Source organism: Paenarthrobacter aromaticivorans, assembly GCF_019038615.1.
GTDB classification, from domain to species: Bacteria; Actinomycetota; Actinomycetes; order Actinomycetales; family Micrococcaceae; genus Arthrobacter; species Arthrobacter aromaticivorans.
Genome location: NZ_JAHOPC010000008.1, coordinates 175447 through 190266 on the forward strand (window position 1 = coordinate 175447; position 14820 = coordinate 190266).

The 14820-nt window shown below is 62.0% G+C and carries 11 protein-coding genes; 7 read left to right on the top strand and 4 right to left on the bottom strand.

Annotated elements, in window-relative coordinates; all coding sequences use genetic code 11:
- Positions 1-19: 19 nt before the first annotated feature.
- From KSW38_RS14290 to KSW38_RS14305, 4 genes are read right to left on the bottom strand one after another with little or no spacing between them, the layout of a single operon-like run.
- Positions 20-1096 (bottom strand): glycosyltransferase family 4 protein, encoded by a 1077-nt coding sequence (locus KSW38_RS14290; protein ID WP_216925576.1) that lies wholly within the window; start codon positions 1094-1096, stop codon positions 20-22.
- The gene (locus KSW38_RS14295) at positions 1093-2037 is read right to left on the bottom strand and encodes an alpha/beta fold hydrolase (RefSeq protein ID WP_216925577.1); all 945 of its coding nucleotides are present in this window, start codon (positions 2035-2037) and stop codon (positions 1093-1095) included. The genes KSW38_RS14290 and KSW38_RS14295 overlap by 4 nt, the downstream gene beginning before the upstream one ends.
- Before the next feature lie 10 nt (positions 2038-2047).
- The gene (locus tag KSW38_RS14300; protein WP_216925578.1) at positions 2048-2929 is read right to left on the bottom strand and encodes an aldo/keto reductase; all 882 of its coding nucleotides are present in this window, start codon (positions 2927-2929) and stop codon (positions 2048-2050) included.
- A 34-nt stretch (positions 2930-2963) separates the two neighbouring features.
- Positions 2964-3926 (bottom strand): sugar-binding transcriptional regulator, encoded by a 963-nt coding sequence (locus tag KSW38_RS14305; protein WP_216925579.1) that lies wholly within the window; start codon positions 3924-3926, stop codon positions 2964-2966.
- A 121-nt stretch (positions 3927-4047) separates the two neighbouring features.
- On the opposite strand from KSW38_RS14305, the gene KSW38_RS14310 reads away from it, so the two are divergent.
- The 7 genes from KSW38_RS14310 to KSW38_RS14340 all read left to right on the top strand — a co-directional run bounded on the left by KSW38_RS14310 (position 4048) and on the right by KSW38_RS14340 (position 14793).
- Positions 4048-5832 (top strand): glycerol-3-phosphate dehydrogenase/oxidase, encoded by a 1785-nt coding sequence (locus KSW38_RS14310; RefSeq protein WP_216925580.1) that lies wholly within the window; start codon positions 4048-4050, stop codon positions 5830-5832.
- Positions 5833-6002: 170 nt separating this feature from the next.
- Positions 6003-6755: an MIP/aquaporin family protein gene (locus KSW38_RS14315; protein ID WP_216925581.1), complete on the top strand. Its 753-nt coding sequence runs from the start codon at positions 6003-6005 to the stop codon at positions 6753-6755.
- A 76-nt stretch (positions 6756-6831) separates the two neighbouring features.
- A complete protein-coding gene (gene glpK / locus KSW38_RS14320) occupies positions 6832-8346 on the top strand; it encodes a glycerol kinase GlpK (RefSeq protein ID WP_216925582.1) in 1515 nt (504 codons plus the stop codon).
- A 361-nt stretch (positions 8347-8707) separates the two neighbouring features.
- Positions 8708-11236 (top strand): leucine--tRNA ligase, encoded by a 2529-nt coding sequence (gene leuS, locus KSW38_RS14325; protein ID WP_216925583.1) that lies wholly within the window; start codon positions 8708-8710, stop codon positions 11234-11236.
- Between the two features lie 67 nt (positions 11237-11303).
- Positions 11304-12284 carry a DegV family protein gene (locus KSW38_RS14330; protein WP_216925584.1) on the top strand — a complete coding sequence of 327 codons (981 nt, stop codon included), beginning with the start codon at positions 11304-11306 and terminating at the stop codon, positions 12282-12284.
- Positions 12285-12455: 171 nt separating this feature from the next.
- A complete protein-coding gene (locus tag KSW38_RS14335) occupies positions 12456-13211 on the top strand; it encodes a helix-hairpin-helix domain-containing protein (protein ID WP_254186497.1) in 756 nt (251 codons plus the stop codon).
- Complete coding sequence (locus KSW38_RS14340; RefSeq protein WP_216925585.1) at positions 13204-14793, top strand: ComEC/Rec2 family competence protein; 1590 nt, start codon at positions 13204-13206, stop codon at positions 14791-14793. Before KSW38_RS14335 ends, KSW38_RS14340 begins: the two co-directional genes overlap by 8 nt.
- Positions 14794-14820: the final 27 nt, after the last annotated feature.

Sequence of the window (14820 nt, forward strand, 5' to 3'; positions counted from 1 at the left end):
GCCGGTTTGGGCAGGCACGCTAGCGCTGACGAAGCGCCACGACCTCTTCTGCCGCAGCCAGCAACTGCCGGGCGGATTCGTCCCAGTTGAAGTCTCCGGCACGTTCCACGGACCGGCGGGAACGTTTTTGCCACAAGCTGTCATCGCCTAGCGCCGTGACGGCCGCAGCGAACTCCGAGGGCGACTCGGGGTCAACATAGCTGACCGCATCGGCGCCCACTTCCCGGAAAATCGGAATGTCGCTGGCGATAACAGGAGTTCCCAGTGACATCGCCTCCACCAGGGGCAAGCCATATCCCTCGGCCCGCGACAAGCTGACTAGTGCAGTCGCCCTGATCAAAAGTTCTTCATACTCGGCGTCTGTTACACCGTTGTGAAACTGGACCTTGGCCCCGTGGGGGACCATGGCCTCGAGTTCCGCACGACGCTGGGGCGTAATCCGGCTGAGCAAGTGCAGGGTGTAATCCGGCAGGCCAGCCATTCCCCGAATCATGGTTTCCACGTTCTTGTACGGCATGAACGAACCCATGTACAGCAGGGTCTTATCCGCCCCGGCCGAAGGGTCACGGGGAGTCTGGCCGGGCTGCGGCGCATTGCCAACGATCCGCACGGGGCGGCGGGTCAAGGTGTACTTGGCCATCAAAGCCTCTGTGGTCCTGCTGATGGTAGCCACCACGTCAGCCCGGTTCAGCAGCACGCGCTGCGGCCAGAACGCCTTGTGGTACAGCCTCCAGAGCAGCCGTACAGGAGCCGGAAGGAACCCCGGGGGAGCGGGGTGTTCGTAATAGATGAGGTCGTGCAGCGTAAGGATCAGGCCATACTTCCGCCCCAGGGTTCCCATGGTCTGCATGGGGCATACCACGACGTCCGCACCCAAGGAGTTGACCTTGCGGGCAACGAACAGCTCGCGTGGGGACAGCGGGCTGTTGACCATCACGTAGGGCACGTCGGGAAGCAACGCGAGTTGGCGTTTGTCATGGATGAGCATGGTGACATCTGCAATTTTGGATGTTGCTGCAATGAGGCTTGAACCGTACCGGCTGATGCCATCGTGGTGGTCCGTCCTGGTGAAGCGGGCGTCGATGACAATTTTCACGCGGGGTGTTCCTCCAGGAAGGTGCGGATAACTGCGGCCGCCGGGGCCGGCGTCTCGTAATGGATCAAATGCCCGACGTCGGGAATCACTTCCAGGGTGGCCTCGGGAAGGCGCTCCATCAGTTTGTACTGGTTGGGCAGGGTGGCGATCTCGTCTTTTTCCCCGGCTATTAGCAGTACTGGAAGGCGTAACTCCCCGGCGACGTCTGCCACGGTACCGGACACCGATGCCTTGAAGGATTCGAGCAGGCTCCTTCGGTCCGCGAAGGCGCTGAAGTAGGCATCATGCTGGCCATGGATGAAGCGGCGCAGGTCTTTGTCTTTGGTCTTGGCCATGGTGATGCTCATGACCCGGACAATGGCCCGGTTGCGCAGGAGGGCAAGTCCAAGGCGCCTTGGAAGCTTGGCGGACACCTGGTAGTAAAACACCGCGAGCTTGGTCATGATCCCTTTGGGACCCTCCAATGCGGGTGCAGCGATGGGGTTGACCAGGATCAATGGATAAATGGCGCCGGGATTCCGGGCCGCAAAATGGCTCGCGACGATGGAACCAAACGAGTGGCCCAGCAGCACGGTCTTGGGGCCCAGACCGAGTGCGGCCATGAAGCCGGAGATGAAACGACCGTAACGCTCAACCGTATGTTCGTCGTCACAGAAAGGATCTGAACTGCCAAAAGCCGGGAGGTCCGGCATGATGATCCGCATGTCCGGAAGCAGGTCCGCTACACGGAGTAATCCATGGTGGTCACCCCGAAAACCGTGAATGACCAAAATCGTGCGGGCATCCTGTGTGGGTTTGATGGGTTCGTACGTCCAATACGCTACGTTGCTGCCATCTACGTCCACATCAGAGGCGATAGTGCGGCCCTGTAGGGACTTGCTGATGAATTCAATCGGGGCATCTGCGTCTTCCGGGGTATGCGCGGTGTCCACTTTTTCCATTCGGCCGTTCCTAATTCACGTTGTCCGGGTGCGAGCCCGTGCGGTGGTGGCGTTCAAGCGCCGCCATGCCGTCCACGTCGGCTGCCTCAAGTTCGAAGTCGAAAACGGCAAAGTTCTCCTTGATCCGCCCCGCGGAACTGGCTTTCGGAATGACGAGGTTCCCAAGCTGGAGATGCCACCGGAGGATTATTTGGGCCGGTGTCCTGCCGTACTTGTGAGCCAAATCCGCGATCGCGGGGTCCGCAAGGACCTGCCCACGGCCAAGGGGGCTCCATGCTTCGGTTCGGATCCCGAGTTGTTCATGCAGTGTCCGCAGCCTGGCCTGCTGAAGCCAGGGATGCAGCTCTATCTGGTTAACAGCCGGGACCACTTCGGCTTTCTGCATGAGTTCTTCCAAGTGCCCGGGCTGGAAATTCGAAACCCCAATGGCACGGACTTTGCCTTCCCTGTACAGGGTTTCCATGGCCTTATAGGTCTCCACGAAGAGGCCTCGTCCGGCACACGGCCAGTGGATGAGGTAAAGGTCCACGTAGTCCAGTCCGAGGTTGGCCATGGATGAATCGAAAGCGCGGAGCGTGGAGTCGTAACCGTGGTCGTCATTCCAAACCTTGGTGGTGACAAAGACGTCTTCCCGGGTCAGGGCATGCACGGATTCTCCGGAACCACCCGTGCCGAGGTTTGCCTCGTTGGCATCGCCGATTGCACCACCGATCGCGCGGCCTACGCCTACCTCGTTGCGATACATGGCGGCCGTATCGAACCGCCGATAGCCTTCGCCGAGGGCAGTGCTCACCAAAGCCTCAGCTTCTTTTGGCGGCACTTTATAGAGTCCGAATCCCAAGCGGTCCATCATCACGCCGTTGTTCAAGGTAAGCCGGGCCGGGAATCTCATATCAACGACTCTACCCATTCCCCGGCGGAAAGCCTCAGGACTGGCCACTGAAACTCACCAAGCGGCGCGCCGAGGCTTCATCGAGGATGAGGTCAGTGGCAAGTCCGGCTGCCAGGGCGCCCTGCAGGCCGTTGATTTTGGAGGCGCCGGACACGACGCAAATCCGGCGACGAACCTGCCGTAGCTGTTCGTGGCTTGGACCGGTTGACCGTTCGTTCAGAGTAATGCCGTCAGATGATCCATCACTACGGAAGAACACAGTGGCTACGTCGCCTACCACGTCATCGGCAGCCAGCATGCTGAGGTCTTGTTCGTCGAGGTAACCGCCCGCATACACATGGCTTGGATAATCCGAATCAACGGATCCAACACCGAAAATGGCGATGCTCATGCGCGCCTGCAGATCCAGGATGCGTTGAACGCTGCGCTCATTCCACATGGCCGTCTTGGTGGCCGCGTGATCGAAAAAGGCTGGCACAGGAAACTGTTCCACCCGCGCTCCGTAGGCGCTGCCAAAGCGCCGCATGATGTCGCTCGCGTAGGTGATGCCGGTTGTTTGCATGTTTCCCGCGCCGTTGAGTTGGACAACGATGGTGTCGTGCGTGACTTTCCGGGTCAGGTGCCGGCTCACAGCGCTGAGCGTGGCACCCCAGGCGATGCCGATGATGGCATTGGAATCCACCAGAGGTCCTATGGTCCGGGCTGCCTGCATGGCCACGCGGTCCAGCGTCTCGGCCTCGTTCAAGGTTTCAAGCACAGGCACTACGTGGACGTCCACCTTGAATTTGTCGCGAATCTGGCTCTCGAGTTCGGGGGCGGTATCAAACGGGCTGCGGATCTGGACCTGGACCAAACCTGTTTCCCGGGCGGATGACAAAAGCCTTGAAACGGTGGAGCGTGAGGTCCTCAGCTCGCGCGCAATCGCGTCCATGGTCAGGTCCTGCAAGTAGTACATCTGTGCGGCCCGGAGGGCATCCGAGTGACGTGAGCGTCGCATCTCATTTCCTTACTGCACGTTTGTGCAAATAGCTTGACTCCATTTTCCACCTTCGCCAGATTAGTGGTGAAAGGTGCAGCGAACGTAACGCCGCGCACAAACCAAGCCCAAGGGAGCAGTTTTGGGACACAACAGGATTTCCGGTACTTCCTCTGATGCGCATCGGCGTGAGTCTGTAACCGCCTTGCAGGAGCGGCCATCGGCGAAGGTGCTGATCATCGGCGGGGGTATCAACGGCGTAGGAACCTTCCGCGACCTGGCCTTGCAGGGCATGGATGTTGCGCTTGTGGAGCGTGGTGACTACTGCCAAGGCGCAAGCGGTGCGTCCTCGCACATGATCCATGGCGGCATCCGATACCTGGAGAACGGAGAGTTCCGCCTTGTCCAGGAATCAGTGGTGGAGCGCAACCGCCTCCTGCGGATCGCCCCGCACTACGTCAAGCCGCTGCAGACCACCATTCCCATCTTCAGCACCTTCTCTGGCATCCTCTCCGCGCCCATTCGCTTCCTCACGCATAAGCAGGGCAAACCGAACGAGCGCGGCGCTTTCCTCATCAAGCTCGGCTTGAGCATGTACGACTTCTTCTCCCGTGACGGCGGCAGCGTCCCCCGGCACCAGTTCCTCGGCAAGGACAAGGCTTTGGCGGAACTACCCAAGCTGCACCCGGGAATCAAGTACGCGGCAACTTACTTTGACGCGTCCGTCCACAACCCTGAGCGGCTCACCCTGGACGTGCTTCAGGATGGCGAGAAGGCCGGGCGCGGCGGTGGCCTGCCTGGCGGGACGGCCCGCGCCAGCAACTACGTCTCATTGGTTTCCATGGGTACTGACGGAGTCCGCCTGCGCGACGAATTGAGCGGCAAGGAGTTCGATTTCCAGGCGGACGTCATCATCAACACCACCGGCGCGTGGGTGGACCTGACCAACCAGGCCATGGGAGCCGCCAGCCAGTTCATGGGCGGCACCAAGGGCTCGCACATTGTGCTGGACCACCCGGAATTGCTGGCCGCCTGCAATGGCCGGGAGATCTTCTTTGAACACACAGACGGCCGCATCGTCCTTATTTACCCCATGGGGGACCGGGTGTTGGTCGGCACCACGGACGTCGACGCCGACATGACAGAAGACGCTGTCTGCACCGAATCCGAAATCGACTACTTCTTCGACCTGATTGGCCATGTCTTCCCCACTATCAAGGTGAACCGTGGCCAGATCGTGTACAGCTTCGCCGGAGTCCGTCCCCTGCCGCGCCACGATGCAACCCAACCGGGATTTGTCTCAAGGGACTACAGGATCGAGCGCAGCGTCCGCACCGGCGAGGGTGCCATGGTTACGCCAGGCGGCAAGGCCGCCGTCGTACTCAGTTTGGTAGGTGGCAAATGGACCACCTTCCGGGCGCTTGCCGAACACATGACCAACGACGTCCTTCGCGAATTGGGTCTGGAACGGAAAGTTTCGACGGCGAAGCTCGCCATCGGCGGCGGCGCTGGCTTCCCAGCCACGGAACAAGGCGAGCAAGAGTGGATCAAGAAGCACATGGGGCCTGGACTGGACGCGGACCGCGTGGCCGGCCTCCTGACGCGGTATGGAACACGGGCCGAGGCCGTCATCGATTACCTGAACGCCGGGCACGACGCGCCGCTTCGTTCCACCCGGGAACTCAGTGTTCGCGAATTGGCCTTCATGGCCGAGCACGAGCAGATCGGGCATCTGGTGGATGTCCTCATCCGACGGACGTCCCTCGCGTTCCGCGGGCTGGTAACTGGCGAGCTGTTGAACGAAATCGCCGCGGCCTTGGCTGAACCGCTTGGGTGGGATGCCGCTGTCCGTGAGGCTGAAGTTCGCCACGCCCAGGAAGTGCTGCGGCGGTTCCACAAGGTAGACGTGCACAGTCTCGTAGCCTGAGGCCCACAGCACACAATGTTTGACCGTCCCACTGTGCGACAGGGACGGGAAACGGGGTAGATGGGCCCCTTGGGGGCTCACCACGCCGGGACGGTTGCGGAAAACGGAACCGTCCCAACGGCCTCTTCAACCCGCGACGAGGCTGACAACAGAAAAATGAGGAGTCAAAGATGTCTCTTGGAATAGTTTTCCTTTCCGAAGTATTCGGAACCATGATGCTGACCCTGCTGGGTTGTGGCGTCGTGGCCAACGTTGCGCTCAAAGGCACCAAAGGCAACAACGGTGGATTCTTGATGGTGACCTGGGGCTGGGGCATTGCGGTCTTCGCGGGCGTTTTTGTGGCCGCCAAGTCCGGTGCCCACCTGAACCCGGCTGTCACCACTGGCCTGCTGGTCAAGGGGAGTGCAGAATACGCGCCCGGCGTGCCAGTGGATGTCGCCTCCACCCTGACGTACTACGGCGGCGAATTGCTCGGCGCCTTCCTCGGCGCCGTCGTCTGCTGGCTCGCTTACAAGCAGCACTTCGACGAAGAGCCGCTCGCAGCCAACAAACTGGGAACGTTCTCCACCGGTCCGGCCATCCGTTCAACGCCGTGGAACCTCATCACCGAAATCATTGGCACGTTCGTCCTGGTCTTCGTCATCCTGACCTTCGGCGGCACTCCCTCAGGTCTCGGACCGCTGGCGGTAGCGCTGCTGGTTGTCGGTATCGGCGTCTCCATCGGTGGCCCCACGGGTTACGCCATCAACCCTGCACGTGACCTTGGCCCGCGCATCGCCCACGCCATCCTCCCCATCAAGGGGAAGGGTTCCAGCGACTGGGCCTACTCCTGGATCCCTGTCGTCGGCCCCCTTGTTGGCGGTACTCTTGCTGGCCTCGTGGCCATCTGGGTGCCTGCCATCATGCCGGCAGCCGCTGGCTGATCCTGCAGCCGCAGTCCTGAATCCACTACATACTCATCCACGCAACATACAAAACCACTGAGACAAGGACGTCACCATGAACCAATACGTCATCGCCATCGACCAGGGCACCACCAGCTCCCGCGCCATCGTCTTTGACCACTCGGGCAACATTGTGTCAACGGGACAGATGGAACACGAGCAGATTTTCCCCCAGGCAGGGTGGGTTGAGCACAACCCCGCGGAGATCTGGAACAACACCCGCGAGGTCATTGGCTCGGCCCTGTCCAAGGCGAACCTGACACGGCACGACATCGCCGCCGTCGGCATTACCAACCAGCGCGAAACCGCGGTGGTCTGGGACAAGAACACCGGTGAGGCTGTTTACAACGCCATCGTCTGGCAGGACACCCGCACGCAGTCGATTGTGGACGAGCTTGCCAAGGATGGTGGACCTGAACGCTTCAAGCAGAAGGTTGGCCTGCCACTGGCTACCTACTTCTCCGGCACCAAGATCAAATGGATCCTGGACAACGTCGAGGGCGCCCGCGAACGCGCTGAAGCCGGCGACCTGCTATTCGGCAACACCGACGCGTGGGTTCTCTGGAACTTGACCGGGGGAGTCGACGGCGGCGTGCACGTCACTGACGTGACCAACGCTTCCCGCACCATGTTCATGGACCTTGAGACCCTGCAATGGGACCAGGAAATTCTTGATGTCTTCGGCGTCCCGGCCTCCATGATGCCCGCCATCAAGTCTTCCTCCGAAGTTTACGGACACGTCCACACGTCCCAACTGCTGCGGGAAGTTCCCGTGGCCGGCATCCTGGGCGACCAGCAAGCCGCCACGTTCGGCCAGGCTGCGTTCCAGCCCGGCGAGGCCAAGAACACTTACGGCACGGGCTGCTTCCTGATCTTCAACACCGGTGAAGAGATTGTCCATTCCAAGAACGGGCTGCTCACCACGCTCGGGTACAAGCTTGGCGACGACAAGCCGCACTACGCGCTGGAAGGCTCCATCGCCGTCACCGGCTCGCTGATCCAATGGCTCCGTGACAACCTCGGCATGATCAGCTCCGCGCCCCAGGTGGAAGAACTCGCCGCCGCAGTGCAGGACAACGGAGGCGTCTACATCGTCCCGGCGTTCTCCGGCTTGTTCGCTCCGTACTGGCGGGCCGACGCCCGTGGCGCCATTGTGGGCCTCACGCGCTTCGCCAACAAGGGCCACATTGCCCGTGCTGCCCTCGAGGCAACTGCGTTCCAGACCCGCGAGGTACTCGACGCCGTCAACGCCGACTCGGGCGTTCCCCTCACCGAACTGAAGGTCGACGGCGGCATGGTGGCCAACGAGGCACTCATGCAGTTCCAGGCCGACATCCTCGGCGTACCCGTAGTCCGCCCGAAGGTGGTTGAAACCACGGCCCTGGGCGCTGCATACGCCGCTGGCCTGGCCGTTGGATTCTGGAAGGACCTGGGCGAGCTCAGTGCCAACTGGGGCGAGGACAAGCGCTGGGAGCCGCAGCTGCCTGTCGAAGAGCAGGAGCGCCAGTTGCGGCTCTGGAAGAAGGCCGTGACAAAGTCTATGGATTGGGTCGACGAGGACGTTAAGTAGTTCAAAAAAGGGGCCGGTGACTCCCGCCCGCCCGTCCCCAGTTGCTCCCTCCGCTCGCAAGCTCGCGGTGGGTCCCTCGCAGCTGGGGGCCCACCGCGGGCCCACCACACCATGGCGGGGAGTCACCGGCCCCTTTTTCGACGCATGCCGCAGCGCCGCAGCCATCGATGTTGTCGGCGAGAGAGGGGGTGGACGTGCGCTATTGTAGATCTATGCGTGCGATCCTTCTGCTTAGCTAGCCGCCCGGCAATCAACAGCCGAGCGGCCGCCCCTCCATTGTCGAGGGGCTTTTGTGTGTCCGGGGCTTACCTGGAGCGCAGCAGGAGGCAAAACCGCCATCGAAGAACAGAAGAGGGCAGCAGTGAGCGTTCAGCCGGAGACAGAGACCGGAGCAGCACAGACAGCCGCAGCTGGAGCGCCTGAAGAAGGCGTCTACAGCTTCGCCGCGATGGAAGCCAAGTGGCCGCAGGTGTGGGAAGACCTCAAGGTGTTCACCCCGCTTGACGACGGCTCGCGGGAGCGTCGCTACGTGCTGGACATGTTTCCCTACCCCTCCGGTGACCTTCACATGGGCCATGCCGAGGCCTTTGCCATGGGCGATGTCGTCGCGCGCTACCTGCGCCAGAAGGGCTTCGATGTCCTGCATCCCATCGGCTGGGACTCTTTTGGCCTTCCTGCCGAAAACGCGGCCATCAAGCGCAATGCCCACCCCAGCGAGTGGACCTACGCCAACATCGACACCCAGGCGGCTTCATTCAAGCGCTACGCCATTTCGGCTGACTGGTCCCGGCGCCTGCATACATCCGACCCCGAGTACTACCGTTGGACCCAGTGGCTGTTCAAGCGCTTCTACGAGCGTGGGTTGGCGTACCGCAAGGACTCGCCCGTCAACTGGTGCCCCAAGGACCTCACCGTCCTCGCAAACGAGCAAGTCGTCAACGGCGCCTGCGAACGCTGTGGTACCCCTGTCACCAAGAAGTCCCTGAACCAGTGGTACTTCAAGATCACCGACTACGCCGACCGCCTGCTCGAGGACATGGACCAGTTGCAGGGCCACTGGCCCGAGCGCGTGCTGGCCATGCAGCGGAACTGGATTGGTCGCTCCGAGGGCGCCCATGTCCGCTTTGTCATCGAGGCTACCCAGGACCGGGCCGAGCGCGAAGTCACCGTCTTCACCACCCGACCGGACACCCTGTATGGTGCCACCTTCTTCGTTGTTGCGGCCGATGCACATCTGGCCCTTGACCTGGTCACTTCCGAGCATCATGACGAACTCATGGCATACCGGGAGAAGGTCAAGGCCCTCTCCGAGATCGAGCGCCAGTCCACCGAGCGCGAGAAGACCGGCGTGTTTACCGGACGCTACGCAATCAATCCGCTCAACGGTGAGAAGCTCCCTGTGTGGGCAGCCGACTACGTTCTGGCCGACTACGGCACCGGAGCCATCATGGCCGTTCCCGCGCACGACCAGCGCGACCTCGATTTCGCCAAGGCCTTCGGCCTGCCGGTTCGCGCCGTTCTGGATACCGGCGATGAAGACCCCGCCGAGACCGGTGTGGCCACTGCGGGCGAAGGAACGCTGAAGAACTCCGGCGACTTGGACGGACTGTCCAAGTCCGAAGGCATCCCGGCTGCAATCGAAATCCTGGAGAAGCTGGGAACCGGCGAAAAGTTCGTGAACTTCCGCCTGCGCGACTGGCTGTTGAGCCGCCAGCGTTTCTGGGGTACGCCCATTCCGATCATCCACTGTGCCGAATGTGGTGAAGTGCCCGTCCCGGACGACCAGCTTCCCGTGAAGCTGCCCGAGAACCTCCGGGGTGAGGCGCTGGCGCCGAAGGGAACCTCCCCGCTGGCTGCCGCCGTCGAATGGGTCAACGTCGAGTGCCCCAACTGTGGCCGTGCAGCCCAGCGCGATACCGACACCATGGACACGTTCGTGGATTCGTCGTGGTACTTCCTGCGCTTTGTTTCGCCGGACTACACCGAAGGTCCGTTTGATCCCGAAAAGATCAACAACTGGATGCCCGTTGGCCAATACGTGGGCGGCGTCGAGCATGCGATCCTGCACCTGCTCTACGCCCGTTTCTTTACCAAGGTGATCAAGGACATCGGCCTGATTGAGGCAAGCGAGCCGTTCAGCGCGCTACTCAACCAGGGCCAGGTCCTCAACGGTGGCAAGGCCATGAGCAAGTCCCTCGGCAACGGAGTGGACCTTGGCGAGCAGCTGGACAAGTTCGGTGTGGACGCCGTACGCCTGACCATGGTCTTCGCCTCTCCGCCAGAGGACGACGTCGACTGGGCAGACGTTTCGCCGTCGGGTTCGGCCAAGTTCCTGGCCCGTGCCTGGCGCCTGGGCCAGGACGTCAGCAGCGAGCCCGGCGTTGATCCGGCTACCGGCGACCGCGCCCTGCGCACCGTGACGCACAAGACCATTGCCGATGCTGCGGACCTGTTGGACAACAACAAGTTCAATGTCGTCGTGGCACGCCTCATGGAGCTGGTCAACGCAACGCGTAAGACCATCGACTCCGGAGCAGGCGGGGCAGATCCCGCCGTGCGTGAGGCTGTTGAAGCCGTCGCTGTGATCCTGAGTCTTTTCGCCCCGTATACGGCAGAGGACCTCTGGAACACCCTGGGACACCCTGCCTCCGTGGCCAACGCCGGCTGGCCGACGCACGACGACGCCCTGCTCGTGCAGGACACCGTCACCGCCGTCGTCCAGGTCCAGGGCAAAGTCCGCGACCGGCTGGAAGTATCGCCGGACATCAGCGAGGACGAACTCCGCGAACTCGCACTCGCGTCGGAAAATGTTCAGCGCGCCATGGATGGCCGTGGCATCCGCACCGTGATCGTGCGGGCGCCTAAGCTGGTGAACATCGTCCCCGCCTAACGAGGCGTAAGGGATTTCAAGGCCGCCGGCACTGTGCCGGCGGCCGGTCACCTGCGTTGGAGGTTGCGTGCCCGAGCGAGAACCACCTGCCTGGATATGGCTCAAGGAACGGCTGTCCCGCCTCCGGCAGCCTGCGCTACCGGTTCCGGTAGCCGACGAGGCGCGTACCGCCGTCGTAAAGACTGCTGTAGTGACAGATTCGGCAGCCGCCTTGCCGGCTGACTGGGTTGCGGCCTTTGCCGCGGATGGTCGCCTCGCCGTCGTTCCCATGCCAGTCATGGTGGGGAGTGAGATCTATGGTGAGGGCGAAGACGACATCACCGAGACGTTGGCCGTCGCCTTGGCATCGGGTGCATCCGTGAAGACGTCCCGCCCCTCGCCCGGCCAATTTGAGCAGGCATATCGCGCCGCTCAAAGCCGCGGCTTCGAAGCCGTGGTGTCGATCCATATTTCCTCGGAATTATCGGGAACCGCCGATGCTGCGCGCTTGGCTGCCGCTCGGGTTGATATCCCGGTGGAGGTACTCGACTCCCGCACCGTCGGCATGGCTCAGGGCATGGGTGTCCAGAGTGCAGTAGTGGCAGCGGCTGCTGGCCAGTCGGCAGCCGAAGTTCGTGCTTTTGCGGAGAAGCGCATGGAGCGAACCAAGGTTTATTTCTACGTCCCAAGCCTTGAGCAGCTGAGGCGCGGTGGACGCATAGGAGCCGCAGCGTCGCTGCTGGGGACAGTACTGGCGATCAAGCCGATACTCGCGGTCGACGGCGGTAGGATCGTTCCGCTGGAAAAGGTCCGTTCCGCTGTCCGGGCCGTAGCCCGGCTCGAGGAGATTGTGGCCGCTGATGTTGCTTCAAGACCTGCTGGTCAGCAACGGTTGGCAGTTCACCATTTCGGTAACCAGTCAGAGGCCGAAGCGTTGGCCGAACGGCTGCGGGACAAATGCCCGGATTGTCCACCCGCTCAGATCAGTGCCTTGCCGGCAGTCCTCGCGGCGCACGCGGGGTTGGGCGTTCTAGCGGTGATCGTGGGGGAGAGCAGCACGCCCACGTGAGCTTATCCACATAGCCTAAGAGGCCCACTCCGCTCCCATCAGGTCCGTCATAGGCTCGAACCATGCCACGCTGGAATCGGGATGCGTCCCCAGACGCCGCAGCGCTGGCAGCCAGGCGACGCTTTGCGTCGGGACTGAACCCCCCCGGAGGATCCGGCACCCTTGCTTTCCATGCCGCTGTTGGACCACGTTGGTCCGGACGACGCGGCTACCGACCCCCTCCATGCTCAAGAGACGATGGCGGCGCGGACTCGGTGGCGAACGTCGTGGAGGGTAGCAGTTGCCGTTTTCGTCATTGGTGCAGCCTGCGCAGTATGGTTCCTTATTCAGGCGTCCACTGGTCAGCCCACCATGGAACCCCTCAGTCAATCGGTATCGGCCGATGGAAGCGTGCCGGAAGGTGACGGGCCTAACTCCACTGGACCCACGACGCCATCACAAAACACGAAGATGCTGTTGGTCCACGTTGCCGGCGCAGTACAGAAACCCGGGGTCGTTTCGCTTCCCGAAGGAAGCCGGATCTTTCAGGCGATCGATGCTGCAGACGGGGCAACTGCCAGCGCTGACCTAAATGGCCTTAACCTCGCAGAAGTAGTCACAGATGGGGCAAAGATCCATGTTCCGGCTGTAGGGGAGGCGTCCATGGGCGGGACGTCTCAGGGAACGGGGACCGGGATCGGCACCGGTGGGCCGGCTGGGACCTCCGTCACCCCGGGATCCGGAGGAGCAAAAGTTAACATCAACACTGCCACAGTGGAGGAGCTCGGGACACTGCCCAGGGTGGGTCCGGTGATGGCCCAGCGCATCGTAGATTGGCGCAAGGAGCACGGTGCGTTTGCCTCAGTGGACGAGTTGGATGCCATTGATGGCATCGGGCCCAAGCTTATGGAGTCGCTCCAGGACTTGGTGACGGTGCAGGGTGGCTGAGGATTCAGACGACGATCGGTTGCTGAGGCGTCTGGATCTCCGGTTGGTCCCCGCCGTGTTTCTCACATGGGCCACGGCACTTGCTGGCAGTGTTTTCGCCGCTGCGTGGTCGGCGGCTATGGGTGCGGCCCTTGCCGCTGCCGCCATCGCTTTGCTGCTGTATTCGCGACTGCGGGCAACGGGGGCCTCACGTTCCAGGACAGTTCCGGCCACTCTCGCCTTGGCCTGTGTGCTTGGTGCCGTGGCTGCCGGGCATTGTGCTTTGGCTGCAGGCAAGCGGGACCAAGGACCCCTCGCTGCGGCCGTCGACGCCCACGCCGGTGTGGTCATCCAAGTCCGGGTTACGGGCAGCCCTTCTGCTGTACCCCATCCCGGGCATTCAAGCGACACCCGGTGGTCGGTTCCCGCGAGTCTGGACAGCCTCACCACCGAAGGGAACGTGATTCGGGGTTTTGCCGCCCTTGTCGTCATCGGTGACGACGCGTGGCAGGACATACGCCCCGGACAGCGTGTGAGAACAACTGGCACGCTCAAGGAAATCCGGCCCGGACAATCAGAAGCCGCGATACTGACAGCCTCCAGCGGGCCGGTTGTGATGGACTCTGCCTTCGATCTGCAAGACCCGGCCGCCAAGCTGCGCGAGCAGTTACGCGATGCCGCAGGTTGGTTGCCTCCCGACGCCGCGGGGCTGCTGCCAGGCATGGTGACCGGTGATACCAGCACGCTTCCCGAGAGCCTGGAAGCTGAAATGAAAACGACCGGAATGGTGCATCTAAACGCGGTCAGTGGCTCAAATTGCAGTCTCATTTTGGGCGGCTTCATCCTGGTTGCGAGGTGCCTCAGACTGACACGTCCTCTGGCCGCTGCGTTCGCCGGCTGTGGGCTTGCCGCCTTCGTAGTGTTGGTGGGACCGGAGCCCAGTGTCTTGCGGGCAGCCGTGATGGGATTTGTCGGGATGGTTGCATTGACGGGCGGGTTACGGGGGAGGCCGCTAACTTTCCTCTGCTTGGCTACGGTTGTTCTTCTGTTGTTGGATCCCACTCTTGCCAGCAACTTTGGCTTTCTCCTCTCCGTTCTGGCTACGCTTGGCATCGTGCTGCTTGCCAGCCGTATTGCGTCGTGGTTTCCTGACGTGATTCCAAAATGGTTGGCTGTGGGGGTCTCCGTGCCGCTGTCCGCGCAAGTGCTGTGTGGGCCGATCATCGTGGCACTCCAACCGCAGTTCTCACCGTATGCGCTTCTTGCAAACGTGATCGCTGGTCCGCTCGTGGCGCCCATAACCATTCTGGGGACCCTTGCCGTGCCGCTCGCCGCGATCCATCCCTGGGCAGCCGGGCTTCCAATCGCCTTGGCGGGTGCCAGCGCGAGTGGCGTGGCGGGTATCGCGCGGCTCTTTGCCGGATTACCGGGCGCGGCACTTCCATGGGCCGAAGGTCCGGCGGGCATCATTGCCATGTCCGTCGCTTCAGTGGTCACCATACTCATTGTCTGGACAGTCCTGCATCCAAGCGGCATGCTTCTGCGGATTAAGGTCCTTCACCATCGGGTGATGCTTGTTTTGGAAAGACTGCAAAGGAAGTAGCGCTTATTACGCACGTCCTGATACAAG

Excerpts from the sequence above, each read along its gene's own strand:
- KSW38_RS14295 (WP_216925577.1), bottom strand. The coding sequence starts at position 2,037 with ATGGAAAAAGTGGACACCGCGCATACCCCGGAAGACGCAGATGCCCCG.
- KSW38_RS14300 (WP_216925578.1), bottom strand. The coding sequence starts at position 2,929 with ATGAGATTCCCGGCCCGGCTTACCTTGAACAACGGCGTGATGATGGAC.
- KSW38_RS14305 (WP_216925579.1), bottom strand. The coding sequence starts at position 3,926 with ATGCGACGCTCACGTCACTCGGATGCCCTCCGGGCCGCACAGATGTAC.
- KSW38_RS14315 (WP_216925581.1), top strand. The coding sequence starts at position 6,003 with ATGTCTCTTGGAATAGTTTTCCTTTCCGAAGTATTCGGAACCATGATG.
- glpK (WP_216925582.1), top strand. The coding sequence starts at position 6,832 with ATGAACCAATACGTCATCGCCATCGACCAGGGCACCACCAGCTCCCGC.
- KSW38_RS14335 (WP_254186497.1), top strand. The coding sequence starts at position 12,456 with ATGCCGCTGTTGGACCACGTTGGTCCGGACGACGCGGCTACCGACCCC.